Origin of the sequence: Streptomyces sp. NPDC079020, from assembly GCF_044542225.1 — a bacterium.
Classification (GTDB): Bacteria; Actinomycetota; Actinomycetes; order Streptomycetales; family Streptomycetaceae; genus Streptomyces.
In genome coordinates this window covers 697,398-713,777 of record NZ_JBITUB010000002.1, presented here as the reverse complement: position 1 = coordinate 713,777, position 16,380 = coordinate 697,398, and the positions used below count along the sequence as shown (strand labels likewise).

The window sequence follows — 16,380 nt, the reverse complement described above, 5'->3', positions numbered from 1 at the left end:
TCCAAAAGGCATGATGGGACCGCAGGCACGAGCCCTCCGGGTGATCACTGAGCGTCAAGAACTCCATGATCACTCAGGCTCGTGCCTGCCTTGCGTTCGGGCCCGGCTGGGCAGCCCCGCCCACCATTTGCCGGTCGCTCTTACTCCGTACGCCAGTTCATCGCGGTGCCGCAGGCAACGGGAATGCGGCCGCAGCCGTCCTACCTTTGGGAGGTACGAGCCTGATGACGGAGCGTGCGGAGAGGGGTGGGCAGGTCATGACGGTGGAGAGGGAAGAACCCGGCGGACCGGCCGGCCGGGCGCGGAGCGGCAATCCCGACTGGCTCAAGGGCGCCCGCATCACCGCGGTCCAGGGCGTCTTCTACCGGCCGGAGGGCCGCGCGGGCGAACCGGAGGCCGTCGAGTTCGTGCTCGACGACGGGCAGTCGGTCCTGCTGACCTGTGCCTCCGACCGGACCCTTCGGGTCACCCCCGGCGCCTGGCCGGAACTGCCCGACTGGTGCGTGCCGGCCAGTCAGTGGCAGCACGCCGCCGTGGCGAATCTGCCCCCGGTGCCGTACGGGGGAGCCTGGACGGTCATCGGTACGCACGAGCGCCGCGACGGGAGGGGCGAGGTGCACGAGGCCGTCATCCGGTGCGAGGACGGGGACTTCGTGGTCGTCGGCGGGGACACGATGGCGGTCCGCTTCGTCCGCCACTGACCGAGCACGCCCGCACTCCGCCGCCACTGACCAGGGCCCCGCCACCACTGACCGAGGACGCCCGCACCCCCGCGTCCCTTCCCGGGAACGCCCCCGGGCCGCCCCGCACCCCGCGGGGCGGCCCGTCACGCGTGCGGCCCCACGGTCACCTTCCCCACCGTCAGCTCCGCCCGGCCCCCCTCCATCACCTCGGCCACCCGCTCCACCTGCTCCTCCAGCTCCCGCAGCCGCGCGGGCCCCAGCGGGTCCAGCGGCTCCACCGTCACCGTGATCCGGCGCCCCGAGCGGCGCTGGTGCCAGACCCCGGCGACCGTGCCGTCGACCAGCAGCGTCGGGTAGTTCCCCGCCTGGCCGCGCGCCAGGGCCCGCTCGTACGCGGCCCCCGGGAACAGCCGCTCACGGGGCTGGGAGGCGATGCTGAACGCGTCGAAGTACGGCAGCAGGAGCACACCCCGCGCGGCATCGGCCGGGAACGCGGTGTCGCCCGCCACCACCCACGCGGGTCCGGCGTCCTCGAACGCCACCTCCTCGATCGCTCCCGCCGAGGCCAGTGAGGCGAACAGCCCGTCGGCCCACCCCTTCGGCGCGGCGAGCCACTTCGCGAAGTGGCCGGACGTGGCGGGGCCGTACGCGTGCAGATAGCGCTCCACCAGGGCGGCCAGCGCCTGCGGGCCGGGCATCGGGGTACCGCCCGGGTTGGTGTAGGTGGCCTTGCGGCCGCGGTTCGGGGCGTAGCACAGGGCGCCCCGGTGGCCCGCCAGATGGAGTACCTGCCGCCAGCGCGGCCACATCGTCTGGAAGCCGGGCATCACCAGGTCTCCGGCCCACGGCCCGGTACGGGCGACGACCTCGTCGCCGAGCTCGTCGATCGTCAGCTCCGCTCCGGTCAGCGCGTCGGCCACGGCGGCGACGACCGCCTCCACCTGATCCGGTGCCATCCGGGCGTCCTTGGCGAACGGACCGGTTCCGGTGGGTACGGCGGACAGGGCGCCGGTCCAGAGCGGCAGCTCGTCGGCGGGGAGCAGATGGACGGTCCCGCGCGGTCCGAACGTCTTGACCAGGGTGCGGTCGGTCCACAGGGCCCGGCGGACATCGGCACGGGTCACCCCGGCGGCGCGCACCCCGATGGAGAGCTCGGCGGCGGGCAGCACCTGGGCGTGGGCTCCGAGCATCGCGCCCACGGCCCCGCGGGGTGAGCCGTCCGACGAGGGGCTGCCCGGCGGGGCGCTCGCAGGGGCGCTCGCCGGGGCGGCGGACAGCCGCTGGCGGGACAGCCGCCGCGCGTTCGCCTCGGGCCAGGTCACGGTCACGGTGCGGGCTCGTGTCGTCATGCGTCCGAATCTAGGACGTCAATAGGTCGGAAACTGTCCTCATGGGACGGCTCCACCGGCCGCGTCAAGCCCGCGCCCACCGCCGTACGCCGTCCCCGGCAGCGGGTCCGGAGGCCTTCCGGGGCCCGGCGCGCCCCCGGGCCACGTGCCCGGAACGCAGTCCGGCGGATCCGGAGAGTAGTTGTGGAGTGGCGTGGCACCCAGCATCACTTACGAAGGGTTATGGTGGAAACCCCCCCTCGGGCCGGTCCGTATCCCCCCCACGGACCGGCCCGTTTTTTGTGCGCCGGTCCTGAACCGGCGCGGGGTCAGCCCCGTCCGGCCCAGATGTTGGTGCCCGCGGTGTCGACGGCGAAGGTGTCGATCTCCGCCAACTCCTCTGCGGACAGCGGCGGTCCGGCCAGCGCGGCCACGTTCTGCTCCAGCTGGCCCACGCTCGAAGCGCCGATCAGGGCCGACGTCATCCGGCTGTCCCGCAGCACCCAGGCGATCGCCAGCTGGGCGAGCGACTGGCCCCTGCGCCGGGCGATGCCGTCGAGCCCGTTGAGGCGGCGGACCACCTCGTCGGAGAGCAGGCCCGGGTCGAGGGACTTGCCCTGCGTGGCGCGCGAGCCCGCCGGGATGCCCTTGAGGTACTTGTCGGTGAGCAGGCCCTGCGCGAGCGGCACGAAGGAGATGCAGCCCATGCCGGCCGCCTCCAGCGTGTCGAGCAGCCCGTCGTCCTCGGTCCAGCGGTTGATCATCGAGTAGGACGGCTGGTGGATCAGGGCCGGGACGCGCATCTCCCGGAGCAGCCGGGCCGCCTCGGCGGTCTGCGCCGCGTTGTACGAGGACACACCCACGTAGAGCGCCTTGCCCTGCTGCACGGCGGAGGCCAGCGCACCCATCGTCTCCTCCAGCGGAGTGTCCGGGTCGAAGCGGTGCGAGTAGAAGATGTCGACGTGGTCCAGGCCCATGCGCCCCAGCGAGGCGTCGAGCGAGGACAGCAGGTACTTGCGGGAGCCCCACTCGCCGTACGGGCCGGGGTGCATCTCGTATCCGGCCTTGGTGGAGATGACCAGCTCGTCGCGGTACGGGGCGAAGTCCTGCCGGAACAGCTTGCCGAAGTTGAGCTCGGCGGAGCCGGGCGGCGGACCGTAGTTATTGGCCAGATCGAAGTGGGTCACGCCGAGGTCGAAGGCGCGCCGGAGGATCGCCCGCTGGGAGTCCAGCGTGCGGTCGTCCCCGAAGTTGTGCCACAGGCCGAGCGAGAGTGCGGGCAGTTTGAGTCCGCTGCGGCCGGTGCGGCGGTACTCCATGGAGTCGTAGCGCGAATCGGCGGCGCGGTAGGGAAGAGAATGAGTCACGTTTGTCTCTTTATCACGGTGTTGTGACAGACCGGGTTGGGCCCCCGTGACCCGCTCGCAGTAATGTGGCGGCTTCGGGGAATGCCGATGCGCGGCGCGGCGAAAGCCTGCGGACCGTGCTGACCTTTTGTGGCGATCTCCCCACGGGGGACGGGCCCCGGACCCCCCGGAGACGGGGCGGATGGGCCTGCGGCCCGTACGGAACCGAGAGGGTGAACTCAGTGAACTTGCGTGACCTGGTGTACGGGCTCTACGCACGCCGGGTGGAAGGCCGCCTGGACCACGCCCAGGTACCGAAACACATCGGGGTCATTCTCGACGGCAACCGGCGATGGGCGAAGGCGTCCGGCGGTTCGGCCGTCCAGGGGCACCAGGCCGGTGCGGACAAGATCTCCGACCTGCTCGGCTGGTGCAACGAGACCGATGTCGAGGTCGTCACCCTCTGGCTGCTTTCCACGGACAACTTCGACCGGCCCGAGGCCGAGCTGACCCCCCTGCTGGGCATCATCGAGAACACCGTACGCAACCTCGCGGCGGACGGCCGGTGGCGGGTCCATCACGTCGGCACGCTCGACCTCCTGCCGGCGGGCACGCAGACCGTCCTCAAGGAGGCGGAGGCAGCCACGTCCGATATCGACGGAATAATCGTCAATGTCGCGGTTGGCTACGGTGGCCGCCAGGAGATCGCCGACGCGGTCAGGTCGCTCCTGCTGGAGCACTCCGAGAAGGGCACGACCTTCGAGGAGCTGGCGGAGGTCGTCTCCACGGACCTGATCTCCGAGCACCTCTACACCCGGGGGCAGCCGGATCCGGACCTGGTGATCCGTACCAGCGGGGAGCAGCGGCTGTCGGGCTTCATGCTCTGGCAGAGCGCCCATTCGGAGTACTACTTCTGCGAGGTCTTCTGGCCGGCCTTCCGCAAGGTCGACTTCCTGCGCGCGCTGCGCGACTACGCGGCACGCGGCAGGCGCTACGGGGCCTGATCGCGCCTTTCCCCGACGGACCGGGCCCTCCCCTGTATATAGGGGAGGGCTTTCGCGTGGCCGGACGGCCCCGGGCCTTCACCGCCCGTACACCAGGACGGTTCCGCACCGTGTCATATGCGGTGGCATGGCTTCGGGCGTTCGAGGGAATACCCCTGACAGGTCGACATCCGGTCAGTAACCGGGCGGATGTCGCATCCAAGTGAGCGGCTCCCAGCCCGCTCGCCCGGGAGGCCCTTTGCACACGAAGGACCGTACGCGACGTGCGGCCGACGCGGAGGGCCGGCGTTCGGCTCTCACGCGAGGGGCAGAACCCGGTCCGTCCTCTCCTTTTGGGAAGTTCCGCGACGTCCGTCGCACTCCCCGACCTCGTCCGAGGGGGTACGTCCTTCCGTGGTGACCAGCACTAAGCGCCGCATGCCCGACCGGCGCACCTACGTTCTCGACACCAGCGTCCTGCTGGCCGACCCCAACGCCATGGCCCGATTCGACGAGCACGAAGTCGTGCTGCCGATCGTGGTGGTCACGGAGCTGGAGGCCAAACGGCATCACCCCGAACTCGGCTACTTCGCCCGGCAGGCCCTGCGCCTGCTGGACGACTTCCGGGTCCGGTACGGCCGGCTGGACGCCCCGATCCCGCTCGGGGATCTGGGCGGGACGCTCCGTGTCGAACTCAACCACTCCGATCCCGGCGTACTCCCCGCCGGCTACCGGTTGGGGGACAACGACTCACGGATTCTCGCGGTCGCGCGCAACCTCCAGGCCGAGGGGTACGACGTCACGGTCGTCTCCAAGGACCTGCCGCTGCGGATCAAGGCGTCCTCGGTCGGCCTTCTCGCCGAGGAGTACCGCGCCGAGCTCGCCATCACCGACTCCGGCTGGACCGGCATGGCCGAACTGTCCATCGCCGGGGAGCAGGTGGACCTGCTGTTCAGTGAGGAGTCGCTGTACGTCCCCGAGGCGGCCGAGCTGCCCGTGCACACCGGGCTGGTCCTCCAGTCCGAGCGCGGCAAGGCGCTCGGCCGGGTCACGGCCGAGGGTCTCGTCCGGCTGGTGCGCGGCGACCGGGAGGCCTTCGGGATCCACGGCCGCAGCGCGGAACAGCGGATCGCCCTGGACGTCCTCCTCGACCAGGACGTCGGCATCGTGTCGCTGGGCGGCCGGGCGGGTACCGGAAAGTCGGCCCTGGCGCTCTGTGCCGGTCTGGAAGCGGTGCTGGAGCGGCAGCAGCACAAGAAGGTGATGGTCTTCCGTCCGCTCTACGCGGTCGGCGGTCAGGAGCTCGGCTATCTCCCCGGCAGCGAGGCCGAGAAGATGAGCCCCTGGGCACAGGCCGTCTTCGACACGCTCTCGGCCGTCGCCGGGCGCGAGGTCATCGAGGAGGTGCTGGGGCGCGGGATGCTGGAGGTTCTGCCGCTCACCCATATCCGGGGCCGTTCGCTCCACGACGCGTTCGTGATCGTGGACGAGGCGCAGTCGCTCGAACGGAACGTCCTGCTGACCGTGTTGTCCCGGATCGGGGCGAATTCACGGGTGGTGCTCACGCATGACGTGGCCCAGCGGGACAACCTCAGGGTCGGCCGTTACGACGGAGTCGTCGCCGTGGTCGAGAAGCTGAAGGGCCATCCGCTCTTCTCCCACATCACGCTCACCCGCTCGGAGCGGTCGCAGATCGCCGCGCTGGTGACCGAAATGCTGGAGGAAGGTCAGATCTGACCTGGCTTGACCCATGGATGCCGCCCGGCGAGCCAAGGAGCTTAGCCGGGCGGCATCGTGCTGCGCCGTCATTTCCGAAAAACGGTTGACCCGAACGAGGTGTGAGCTTTCACACTCGGCACAGAATTGCCTCACGGTGTGCCTGTCCGGCAGAGTCTTGCTTCCGTCAGGCCCCGCATACGGCACATGGGCACCTCAAGAGGCGCCACGCACCACACAACTCAACAATCGCCGTCCGTATGCCGCCCGCGAGCACCACGCGGCACTCCTCCCAGGGGGAGTCGCCCACCGGGCCCGTGCCTCCCGTGACCCAAGCAGTAGGGAGGCCAGTGTCAAGGGCACGATTGCGCCCGCGAGGTCACCTAAGCGGGCGATGCTGGAAGGACACCGTGTGAGCCGGATCTCGGTCCGGGGGTTCGCCGTGGCATCTGCCACTGCGGTCACCACCGTAGGCGCCGTCGTAGGCGTTGCTTCGGGCAGCACTCCCGCTGCCGACGACAACAACTTCGAGGCGACCGCAGCCGACACCACGCTGCTCGCAGACATCCCCGCGGGCCAGCAGGCCCAGGTGCAGACTGCTTCGCTGACGCAGCAGGCCGATGCCCAGGCATCCGCCGCCGACGCCGCCGCGAAGAAGTCCGCCGAGGAGACGGCCCGTATCCAGGCCGCCAAGGACGCCAAGTCGAAGAAGGCGGCGGCCGAGAAGCGGGCCGAGGCCGAGCGCCAGGAGAAGAAGGACCGCGCCGAGCGCGCGAGCCGTTCCTCCGTCCGCGACGCGTCCTCCTTCTCCGCGAAGGGCTCGTACAGCGTGGCCGAAGTCCAGGCGATGGCACGGCAGATGGTCCCCGCGGACCAGTTCCAGTGCTTCAGCAACATCGTGAACCACGAGTCGACCTGGAACTACCGCGCGAGCAACCCGTCCTCCGGGGCGTACGGGCTCGTCCAGGCACTCCCGGGCTCCAAGATGTCGTCCGCCGGCGCCGACTGGCAGACCAACCCGGCCACCCAGATCAAGTGGGGCCTCAGCTACATGGACGGCCGTTACGGCAGCCCGTGCGGCGCCTGGTCCTTCTGGCAGGCCAACCACTGGTACTAGGGGGACGGGCGGAGCCTTCCGAGGCTCGGCTCCCCACCCCGCGAAGCCCTCCACCGTCCAGCGGTGGGGGGCTTCGCGCGTGTACGGTCACCATCGGGCGCCCCGGGGGAGCGATGGGGCGAACGGACGGGGGAAAGGGAAGACATGTCGAAACTGCCCGGTTGGCTCGGCCGCGTCGGCGCCGAACTGACCGATCTGGGCGCACGCCTGGACGAACGGCGGGCGCAGGCCGAGTCGGACGACGACGAGCGCGTGTCACGCGGTCGGGCCGAGGCCGCGGGCGGACCGGCGGACGCCGGGGGCGGCTCCTCGGTACCGGCACCGCCCGCGTACGCCCCCGCCGTCGCCGCCAAACCCGATCCGGTCGCGGCGATTCCCTGGGGGATGCGGGTCGCGGCCGAGGCCGGCTGGCGGCTGCTCGTGCTGGCGGGCACGCTCTGGGTGCTGATGCGGATCATCAGTGCCGTACAGCTCGTCGTACTGGCCTTCGTCGCGGCCCTGCTCGTCACCGCGATGCTCCAGCCGACCGTGGTCCGGCTGAGGCGGCTCGGGCTGCCGCGCGGCCTGGCCACCGCCGTCACCGCCGTACTGGGCTTCGTCATCATGGGGCTGGTCGGCTGGTTCGTGGTGTGGCAGGTGATGGACAACCTCGACACGCTCTCCGACAAGGTCCGCGACGGTATCGACGAGTTGAAGCGCTGGCTGCTCGACAGCCCCTTCCATGTCACCGAGTCGCAGATCAACGACATCGCCAAGAACCTCAGCGACACCATCGGCACCAACACGGAGGAGATCACCTCCGCCGGACTCCAGGGCGTCACCGTGATGGTGGAGTTCCTCACCGGGATGCTGCTGGCGATGTTCTCGACGCTCTTCCTCCTGTACGACGGCAAGCGCATCTGGCACTGGGTGCTGAAGCTCGTGCCCGCCCAGGCCCGGCCGGGTGTCGCGGGCGCCGGGCCGCGCGCCTGGCGCACCCTGACCGCCTATGTACGGGGCACGGTGCTCGTCGCGCTGATCGACGCGATCTTCATCGGGCTGGGGATCTACTTCCTCAATGTGCCGATGGCGGTCCCGCTGGCCGTCTTCATCTTCCTGTTCGCCTTCATCCCGCTGGTCGGCGCCGTGGTCTCCGGGGCGCTGGCGGTGGTCGTCGCGCTGGTCACCGAGGGCGTGTTCACCGCGCTGATGGTGCTCGTCGTGGTGCTCGCGGTGCAGCAGATCGAGGGCCACATCCTCCAGCCGTTCATCCTGGGACGCGCCGTCCGGGTCCATCCGCTGGCCGTGGTGCTCTCGGTCGCGGCGGGCGGCATGATCGCGGGCATCGGCGGTGCGGTGGTCGCCGTACCGCTGGTCGCCGTGACCAATACGGTGGTCGGCTATCTGCGGGCGTACGGCCAGGACGAGGCCCGGCGCCACTCGGCACCGCCGCGTGGCGCCCCGGCTCTCGCGGTGGCCCCGATCCCGGCACCCGGGGCGCCCCCGCAGGACCCGGACGGGGTTCCCGCGGACGCGGCGGACGCCCACGGCGGTCCGCCGCAGCCGGAGAAGTAAGACACGGCCGCCGGGGACCGAGGCCCCCGGCGGCCGGAGAGACGAAAAGAAGGGCCCCGCGGACGGTCGGTCGTCCTCGGGGCCCTTCTCGTTCAGGGGTACCGCTGTGTCACTCGGCGAGCACGGCCTCGGCTTCGAGGGTCACGCCGACCGCCTGGATCACCGAAGCGATCTTGACGGCTTCCTGAATGGTCTCACGATCCACGCCGGCCTTGCGCAGCACCTGCTCGTGGGAGTCGAGGCACTGGCCACAGCCGTTGATCGCGGAGACGGCGAGCGACCACAGTTCGAAGTCGACCTTCTCCACGCCCGGGTTGCCGATGACGTTCATCCGCAGGCCCGCGCGGAGCGTGCCGTACTCCGGGTCCGACAGCAGGTGCCGGGTCCGGTAGAAGACGTTGTTCATCGCCATGATGGCCGCTGCGGACTTCGCCGCGGTGTACGCCTCGGCGGAGAGCTCCGCCTTGGCCTCCGGCTCCAGCTCGCGCAGCACCTTCGGCGAGCGCGAGGCGATCGCGCAGGCCAGGACGGTGCCCCAGAGCTGCTGCCGCGGAAGCTCGCTGTTCCCGATGACCGAACCGAGGTTCAGCTTCAGGTCCTTGGCGAAGTCCGGTATGGCGGCCTTCAGTTCGTCGAGTGCCATGTCTGTGTCAGCTCACTCGCCCGAGAGGAGGGCGACCGGGTCGAGGGTGTTCTCGCCCTTGGTCCAGTTGCAGGGGCACAGCTCGTCGGTCTGCAGGGCGTCGAGGACCCGCAGGACCTCCTTGGGGTTACGGCCCACGGAACCGGCGGTCACCATCGTGAACTGGATCTCGTTGTTCTGGTCGACGATGAAGACGGCGCGCTGCGCGAAGCCGTCCTCGCCCTCGATGCCGAGGTCACGCATGAGCTCGTGCTTCGAGTCGGCCAGCATCGGGAAGGGCAGGTCGGTCAGGTCCGGGTGGTCCTTGCGCCAGGCGTGGTGCACGAACTCGGAGTCACCGGAGAAGCCCAGGATCTGCGCGTCGCGGTCGGCGAACTCCTCGTTCAGCTTGCCGAAGGCGGCGATCTCGGTGGGGCACACGAAGGTGAAGTCCTTCGGCCACGCGAAGACGATCTTCCACTTGCCCTCGTAGGTCTTGTGGTTGATCTGCTCGAACTCCTTGCCGCTCTCCAGCGAAACACAAGCAGTCAGGTCGAACTCGGGGAACTTGTCACCGACAGTGAGCACGCGCTCTCCTTGCAGCGTAGGAATTCCCCTTTTGAGGGAGTTCCTGAGGGTTGGACGAGTCCTACCTTGGCACAGAGTGCATTGATCGCGGAAATAGCTACACTCGGTTGTGATGATCGGAGGTGCCTATCAGTGGCCCAGGGTAATCAGGGCATCAGGCCCAAACAGCCCAGTCTCTCGCAGCTGCGTGCCTTCACTGCCGTGGCGGAACATCTGCACTTCAGGGACGCGGCGGCAGCAATCGGGATGAGTCAGCCGGCACTCTCCGGAGCCGTGTCGGCACTGGAGGAGGCACTGGGTGTCCAGCTCATCGAGCGTACGACGCGCAAGGTACTGCTCTCGCCCGCGGGGGCGCGGCTCGCGGTGCGGGCCAGGGCGGTGCTGGAGGCCGTCGGTGAGCTGATGGAGGAGGCGGAGGCGGTCCGGGCGCCCTTCACCGGGGTGCTCCGGCTCGGTGTGATCCCGACCGTCGCCCCGTATCTGCTGCCGACCGTGCTCCGGCTGGTCCATGAGCGCTACCCGGACCTCGACCTCCAGGTCCACGAGGAGCAGACCTCCTCGCTGCTGGAGGGGCTGGCCGCCGGACGGCTGGACCTGCTGCTGCTCGCCGTGCCGCTGGGCGTGCCCGGGGTGACCGAGCTGCCGCTGTTCGACGAGGACTTCGTCCTCGTCATGGAGAGCAAGCACTGGCTGGGCGGCCGGGCCGACATTCCGCGCGAGGCACTGCGCGAGCTGCCGCTGCTCCTGCTCGACGAGGGGCACTGCCTGCGCGACCAGGCCCTGGACATCTGCCGGGAGGCCGGGCGCAAGGAGGGGGCGCCGGTGACCACCACCGCCGCCGGGCTCTCCACCCTGGTGCAGCTGGTCGCGGGCGGACTCGGAGTCACCCTGCTGCCGCGCACCGCGCTGATCGTGGAGACCGGGCGCAACGAGGCGCTGTCGACCGGGTACTTCGCGGACCCGGCCCCCTCGCGGCGGGTGGCCCTCGCGATGCGGAGCGGGACGGCGCGGCGCGGGGAGTTCGAGGAGCTCGCCGCCGCGCTGCGGGAGGCGATGGCGGCGCTGCCGGTACGGGTCCCGGCCGCCGGACACGGCTGAGGGGCGGCCCGCCCTTGCGCGGCCCGCCCCGTTCCCGTCCGGTGACCCGGGGCGGGCTACTCCGTACGCAGCCCGTCCGGGCGCATCAGGCGCCACAGCGAGGGCAGCGACAGCAGCGTCACCAGCAGGATCAGCCCCGCGCCCGCCCCTGCCATCGGCAGGAACAGGAACCAGTCGGAGACCGTCTTCTCGATCATCCAGGTCAGCATCGCCCCGAGCGCCAGTCCGCCCAGGACCGCCACCGTGAGCCCCAGCGCCACCGGCACCGCGGTCTGCCACAGCACCGACCAGCCGAGCGTGGTACGCCGGGTGCCGAAGGCCACCAGGACCGACAGCAGCCGCTTGCGCTCCCGCAGCTGCTCCAGCTGGGAGACCAGCATGGACGCGGCGATCAGCAGCAGCGTCGCGGTCGCGCCCACCTGGAGGCCGGTCTGGATGCTCGCGTACTGCCGGTTGCGCTCCACCGATTCGATGGTGACGAAGCGCATGGCGGGATCGATCCTGGCCGCCGTGTTGCGTACGTACTCGGCGACGTCCGGAACGCTCTTGTCGACCCGGATCTGGGCGGTGATCGTCGCGCCGGGCAGCTTGCCCGCGTCGATCGCTCCGGTCGTGGCCATGATCCCCCAGTGGACCGTGCCCATCGGGTCCTTGCGGCCCTTCACGGTCGGGGAATCGGCGGGCAGCGTCCACCGCACCGGCTTCGCCTGCCCGGAGCTGATCTCGACCTCCTTGCCCTTGCGGGCGGTCTTGTCGATCCAGGCGGACATGTCCTTGTCGCCCGCCGGGTGGACGACGAACGTGTCGCCGTCCTCGCAGGCGCCGATCCTGGCCAGTTCGCGCAGGGTGTCGCAGGTGCCGACCGTCAGCGAGGTGGTGGGCTCGATCTCGTCCTCGGAGTAGACACCGGGCCTGGTCGCGTACGCCTCCACCGAACCGATGACCACGTCCACGCCCTTGGTGGCGCGGAACTGCTCGATGGCCGAGGTGGCCGCCTCGCCCGTGACCTTCTCGGAGAAGCCGGCGAACTGGGCCCGCGTGGGGTCCTGGCCGGTGATCCGGTTGAAGTCGGCGTTCATCGCGGCGAAGAGCATCTGCAGGGCGATGGCTCCCGCCACCGCCACCGTGACCCCGCTGACCGCGCGTGACGCGGACCCGCTGCTCAACTGGAGCCTGCGGGTGGCGAGCTGCCAGGGCACCGGGCCACCGCGCAGCCGGTTCACACACGCCTCGACCAGCCAGGGCAGCAGCAGCGCGAGCCCGATCAGCACCAGTACGGCACCGGCTGTGATCGGAACCGGGTTCACAGGCTCGTACGCCCCGACCCGGCCCGTGAATCCGAGCACCGCCAGCCCTGCCAGCGGCACCGGCAGCCGCCACCACAGGCGGCGCCCCCGCTCACGGCCCCGGCGTACGACGCCCAGGGGCTCGATCACCACGGACCGCATCGCCGTCAGGGTGACGAGCACGGCGGTCAGCGGCACCGCCACCACGATGAGCGCCACCAGCAGGGGATCGGGCACCAGGTCGGCCGGGAACGCGCTGACGTCCCAGATCTCCACCGCACCGACGAACTGCCTCCCCACCAGGAAGAACCCCAGGCCGATCAGCAGCCCGAGCAGCGAGCCGAACAGCGCCTCCCCGGCCGCGATCCGGCGGGTCGTCCGGATGTCCGCGCCCACCAGCCGCAGTGCGGCCAGTCTGCGGTCGCGGCGGTCGCCGCCGAAGCGCACGGCCGTCGCGATGAAGATCCCGACCGGGACGAGCAGCACGACGCAGACCATGATGCTCAGCAGCACGAGAAGGGGCGAGAACGGCTCGCCCGGACGGTCGTCGCCGTAGCCCGCGATCCGGTACCCGCCATTGGCGGGAGTCAGTGTGCCGCTGCCCGCGTAGTACCGCAGCTCCCCGGGGGAGACCAGGCCCGCGTCCCCGATCGTGCCGATGGTCCGGTACGCCAGGCGTTCCCTGAGCAGGGTGTTCTCCGGTGCGGCCAGCAGTTTTCGCAGGGCGGGCGAGACCAGCATCTCGTCCGGCCCCGGGAAGCGGCCGACGCCCGGCGGCAGGGCCGGGTGCGCACCGTCCGCCCGCATCAGATGACCCGAGACGGTGCGGTCGTGGTACTCGGTCCCGGCCTCGGCGGTCACCACCGAGGTGTCCGACTTCTTCGCCTGGGCGTCGGGGGAATCCGACACCGGGGCCTCGGTCCGGGCCTGTTCGCGGCCGGACCGCTGTTCGAGCATGTGCGGCACGGCGGAGGCGGTCAGCAGCAGTGCGACACCGAGGCCCACCCCGATCCCGGTCAGCAGCGTCCGGGCCCAGCCCTCACGGCCCCCGGCGGCGGCGAACCGGATGCCGAGGCCGAGGTCGCGGAGCGTCGCCGCGCCGCGCGAGGGCGGGGTGGGACGCGGTGGCACCGCGGTGCCCCGCTTCTCGTCGAGCAGTGTCATACGGAGTGCTCCAAGTCGCGGGCCCGGCCGTCGCGCACGGTGACATCACGGTCGGAGTAGGCGGCGACCCGGGTCTCGTGCGTCACCAGGACCACGGCGACGTTGGCGGACCGGGCGGCCTCGGTGAGCAGCTCCATGACCCGCTCGCCGTTCAGGGAGTCCAGCGCGCCGGTCGGCTCGTCCGCGAAGATCACCTTCGGGGAGGAGGCCAGCGCGCGGGCCACGGCGACGCGCTGGCCCTGACCGCCGGAGACCTCGCCGGGACGCTTGGCGCCGAGGTCGTCGACCTCCAGGCGCTCCATCCATTCGAGGGCGGTGCGCTCGGCGGCCTTGCGCTTGACCCCGTCGAGCCGGAGCGGCAGCGCGACGTTCTCCACGCAGGTCAGCTCCGGGACGAGCTGGCCGAACTGGAACACGAAGCCGAAATCGCTGCGGCGCAGGGCGCTGCGCTCGGCGTCGGACATCGCCGTCAGCTCACGGCCCGCGTAGGTGATGGTGCCCGAGTCGGGTGTGATGATCCCGGCGAGGCAGTGCAGCAGGGTGGACTTCCCGGAGCCGGAGGGGCCCATCACGGCGACGACCTCGCCGGGGTGGATGGAGAACGAGGCGCCGTCCAGGGCGGGCGTCGAACCGTAGGTCTTGCGCAGGTCGTGGGCGGCGAGCAGGGAGCCTTCGGGGATCACTTGGCCACCACCTCGGCGAGCCGGTCGAGCCGTGCCGCGGTCAGTTCCAGCCAGCGCAGGTCGGCCTCCAGATGGAACAGCGCGTGGTCGCAGATCAGCTGGTCGGCGAGGTCGCCCCGCCGCTTGCGGTCGGTGAGGATGCGCATCAGGCGCAGGTGCTCCGCCCGCTGGGTGTCGAGCATCTCGGCGGCGCTGCGGCCGGTCAGGAGAGCCAGCACGACCTTGGTGTAGAGAGTCGACTGAAGGTAGGGTTCCGGTTTCTCCGGCTGGGCGAGCCAGCTGGAGACATCCGTGATCCCCGCGTCGGTGATGGCGTACCGCTTGCGCTCGGGACCGCCGTCGCTCTCGACCCCGTCGACGACGACGAGGCCGTTCTTGAGCAGCCGGGACATGGTCGAGTAGACCTGCCCGTAGTGCAGGGGGCGGTCGTGGCCGAACTTCTCGTCGAAGGTCCGCTTGAGGTCGTAGCCGTGGCGGGGGCCGGACTCCAGGAGTCCGAGCAGGGTGTGGCCGATTGACATGCCGAGCACTCTACATGGTGTGTATACCCCGGGTGTATACCCGGGCGTCCGAGGCCCCCGCCGCCCGGGAGCGGGCAGGGGCCTCAGTCCTCAGTCACCGGCGGGACCCGGTCCCGAAGGGCCCGGACCGTCCTGCGGCCCCGGACCGGACCGGGGGCCGGTCCGGGGCTGCGGGCCGGGCCGCTCCTGGGCTCCGGTCCGGGGCTGGGCTCCGGTCCGCTCCTGCGCTCCCGGTCTGTCCCGCGGACCGGGTCCGTCCTGCGCGGCGGCCTTCGGCGGCCGGCCGCGGCGGGCGATCGGGGCGGCCGAGCCGGGCAGCCGGCCCGCCTCCGCCAGCGCCCGGCGCAGCAGGAACTCGATCTGCGCGTTCGCGCTGCGCAGCTCGTCGGAGGCCCAGCGGGCCAGCGCGTCGTGCACCGCGGGGTCGAGCCGCAGCAGCATCTGCTTGCGCTGCTGCGGCCGCGACGCCGGTGCGCGCCGGGGAGGCGTCTGTTCGGTCACTGGTAGAGCGTGCCCGTGTTGAGGACCGGCTGCGCCGCACGATCACCGCACAGCACCACCATGAGGTTGCTGACCATGGCCGCCTTGCGCTCGGAGTCGAGCTCGACGATGTCCTGCTCGGCGATCCGGGTCAGGGCCATCTCGACCATGCCGACCGCTCCTTCCACGATCTGCTGACGGGCCGCGACGACCGCGCCCGCCTGCTGGCGCTGGAGCATCGCGGACGCGATCTCGGGGGCGTACGCGAGATGGCTGAAGCGCGACTCGATGATCAGGACGCCCGCCGCCTGCACCCGGGCGGTGAGCTCGACGGCCAGCTTCTCGGTGATCTCCTCCGCGTTGCCGCGCAGGGAGAGGCCGTCCTCGTCATGGGCGTCGTAGGGGTACTCGATCGCGATGTGCCGGACGGCGGCCTCGGTCTGGGTGGCGACGAACTCCAGGAAGTCGTCCACCTCGAACAGTGCCTGCGCGGTGTCCTCGACCTTCCAGACGACGATCGCCGCCAGTTCGATCGGGTTGCCGTAGGCGTCGTTGACCTTCAGGACGGCGGTCTCGTGGTTGCGGACCCGGGTGGAGATCTTCCGGCTGGTGGTCAGCGGGTTGATCCAGCGCAGCCCGTCGGCGCGGATCGTGCCGACGTACCGGCCGAAGAGCTGGATCACCCGGGCCTCGCCCGGAGCGACCATCTTCACACCGCTCATGCAGAAGAAGGAGGCGATGACGAGCAGGGCCCCGAGGATGAGGAGCGGGATGCCGATCCCGTTGTGCCCGTTCGCGCCCAGTACGGCGCCGAGGATCACCAGGCCGACGCCGAGGAACACGCCCAGCACCGTCAGCAGCAGGCCGACACCGCCCGGGATGGAGTGCGCCGTGACCTCTCTGACCTGCGGGGCGGGCATCTCCGGGGCGTCCGGGACGAGGCCGGGGGGTGCGGTGGCCGGGGCGTCCGTGCCGGGGCGGTCGTGCTGTTCGGTCATGGGGTCCCCCGTTTCGTGCGGCGGTGAGCCGCGCTATCAATGTGATTTCACATTAACGGTTTTCGCAACCCTGTGCACCTCTCGGGAGTCGGTTCCTACGGGAACGGGTGCTGATTGTCACGTCCGGAAAAGACCAAATCACTCGCTTTTCGCTCTCGCCGACGGTGTTAGCTGGCTGGGCTGAGCGGAGCTGGTCGAGCAGAGAAACAGGGA

General features: G+C 70.7%; 14 protein-coding genes and 1 pseudogene. 6 read left to right on the top strand and 9 right to left on the bottom strand.

All coding sequences use genetic code 11. The features are described from left to right. The first annotated feature begins 257 nt into the window (after window positions 1-257). Entirely contained in the window at window positions 258-701 is a 444-nt protein-coding gene (locus ACIGJO_RS07030) for a hypothetical protein (RefSeq protein ID WP_399953263.1), read from the top strand. Window positions 702-826: 125 nt separating this feature from the next. On the opposite strand, the gene ACIGJO_RS07025 is transcribed toward ACIGJO_RS07030, so the two are convergent. Beyond that, on the bottom strand, window positions 827-2,032 hold the full coding sequence (locus tag ACIGJO_RS07025) for a winged helix DNA-binding domain-containing protein (protein WP_399953167.1): 1,206 nt from the start codon (window positions 2,030-2,032) through the stop codon (window positions 827-829). A gap of 308 nt (window positions 2,033-2,340) precedes the next feature. Then, complete coding sequence (mgrA, locus tag ACIGJO_RS07020; protein ID WP_399953164.1) at window positions 2,341-3,378, bottom strand: L-glyceraldehyde 3-phosphate reductase; 1,038 nt, start codon at window positions 3,376-3,378, stop codon at window positions 2,341-2,343. 221 nt (window positions 3,379-3,599) lie between these two features. On the opposite strand from mgrA, the gene ACIGJO_RS07015 reads away from it, so the two are divergent. The 4 genes from ACIGJO_RS07015 (at window position 3,600) to ACIGJO_RS07000 (ending at window position 8,727) form a co-directional block, all read left to right on the top strand. Next, window positions 3,600-4,361 (top strand): isoprenyl transferase, encoded by a 762-nt coding sequence (locus ACIGJO_RS07015; RefSeq protein WP_329946323.1) that lies wholly within the window; start codon window positions 3,600-3,602, stop codon window positions 4,359-4,361. Between the two features lie 393 nt (window positions 4,362-4,754). After that, window positions 4,755-6,077, top strand: coding sequence for a PhoH family protein (locus tag ACIGJO_RS07010; RefSeq protein WP_399953161.1), 1,323 nt, complete (start codon window positions 4,755-4,757; stop codon window positions 6,075-6,077). Window positions 6,078-6,468: 391 nt separating this feature from the next. Further along, entirely contained in the window at window positions 6,469-7,173 is a 705-nt protein-coding gene (locus tag ACIGJO_RS07005) for a lytic transglycosylase domain-containing protein (RefSeq protein ID WP_329946322.1), read from the top strand. A 144-nt stretch (window positions 7,174-7,317) separates the two neighbouring features. After that, complete coding sequence (locus tag ACIGJO_RS07000) at window positions 7,318-8,727, top strand: AI-2E family transporter (RefSeq protein WP_399953157.1); 1,410 nt, start codon at window positions 7,318-7,320, stop codon at window positions 8,725-8,727. Between the two features lie 109 nt (window positions 8,728-8,836). Here the strand turns inward: ACIGJO_RS07000 and ACIGJO_RS06995 are convergent, their stop codons facing one another. Both ACIGJO_RS06995 and ACIGJO_RS06990 read right to left on the bottom strand, forming a co-directional pair. Next, window positions 8,837-9,370, bottom strand: a complete 534-nt coding sequence (locus tag ACIGJO_RS06995) for an alkyl hydroperoxide reductase (RefSeq protein WP_399953154.1) — start codon at window positions 9,368-9,370, stop codon at window positions 8,837-8,839. 12 nt (window positions 9,371-9,382) lie between these two features. Next, a complete protein-coding gene (locus ACIGJO_RS06990; RefSeq protein WP_003966619.1) occupies window positions 9,383-9,937 on the bottom strand; it encodes a peroxiredoxin in 555 nt (184 codons plus the stop codon). A gap of 132 nt (window positions 9,938-10,069) precedes the next feature. Here ACIGJO_RS06990 and ACIGJO_RS06985 point away from each other — a divergent pair, with 132 nt between their 5' ends. After that, a complete protein-coding gene (locus ACIGJO_RS06985) occupies window positions 10,070-11,035 on the top strand; it encodes a hydrogen peroxide-inducible genes activator (RefSeq protein WP_399953152.1) in 966 nt (321 codons plus the stop codon). 56 nt (window positions 11,036-11,091) lie between these two features. Here the strand turns inward: ACIGJO_RS06985 and ACIGJO_RS06980 are convergent, their stop codons facing one another. The 5 genes and pseudogenes from ACIGJO_RS06980 to ACIGJO_RS06960 all read right to left on the bottom strand — a co-directional run bounded on the left by ACIGJO_RS06980 (window position 11,092) and on the right by ACIGJO_RS06960 (window position 16,167). Next, window positions 11,092-13,485, bottom strand: a complete 2,394-nt coding sequence (locus ACIGJO_RS06980) for an ABC transporter permease (protein WP_399953149.1) — start codon at window positions 13,483-13,485, stop codon at window positions 11,092-11,094. Next, window positions 13,482-14,168, bottom strand: coding sequence for an ABC transporter ATP-binding protein (locus tag ACIGJO_RS06975; RefSeq protein ID WP_399953146.1), 687 nt, complete (start codon window positions 14,166-14,168; stop codon window positions 13,482-13,484). Before ACIGJO_RS06975 ends, ACIGJO_RS06980 begins: the two co-directional genes overlap by 4 nt. Then, window positions 14,165-14,689, bottom strand: coding sequence for a PadR family transcriptional regulator (locus ACIGJO_RS06970; RefSeq protein ID WP_399953143.1), 525 nt, complete (start codon window positions 14,687-14,689; stop codon window positions 14,165-14,167). The genes ACIGJO_RS06975 and ACIGJO_RS06970 overlap by 4 nt, the downstream gene beginning before the upstream one ends. Before the next feature lie 240 nt (window positions 14,690-14,929). Further along, window positions 14,930-15,190: pseudogene (locus ACIGJO_RS06965) on the bottom strand (hypothetical protein); the annotation flags it as partial. Beyond that, window positions 15,187-16,167 (bottom strand): SPFH domain-containing protein, encoded by a 981-nt coding sequence (locus ACIGJO_RS06960; protein ID WP_399953141.1) that lies wholly within the window; start codon window positions 16,165-16,167, stop codon window positions 15,187-15,189. The pseudogene ACIGJO_RS06965 and the gene ACIGJO_RS06960, both read right to left, overlap by 4 nt. Window positions 16,168-16,380 lie beyond the last annotated feature (213 nt).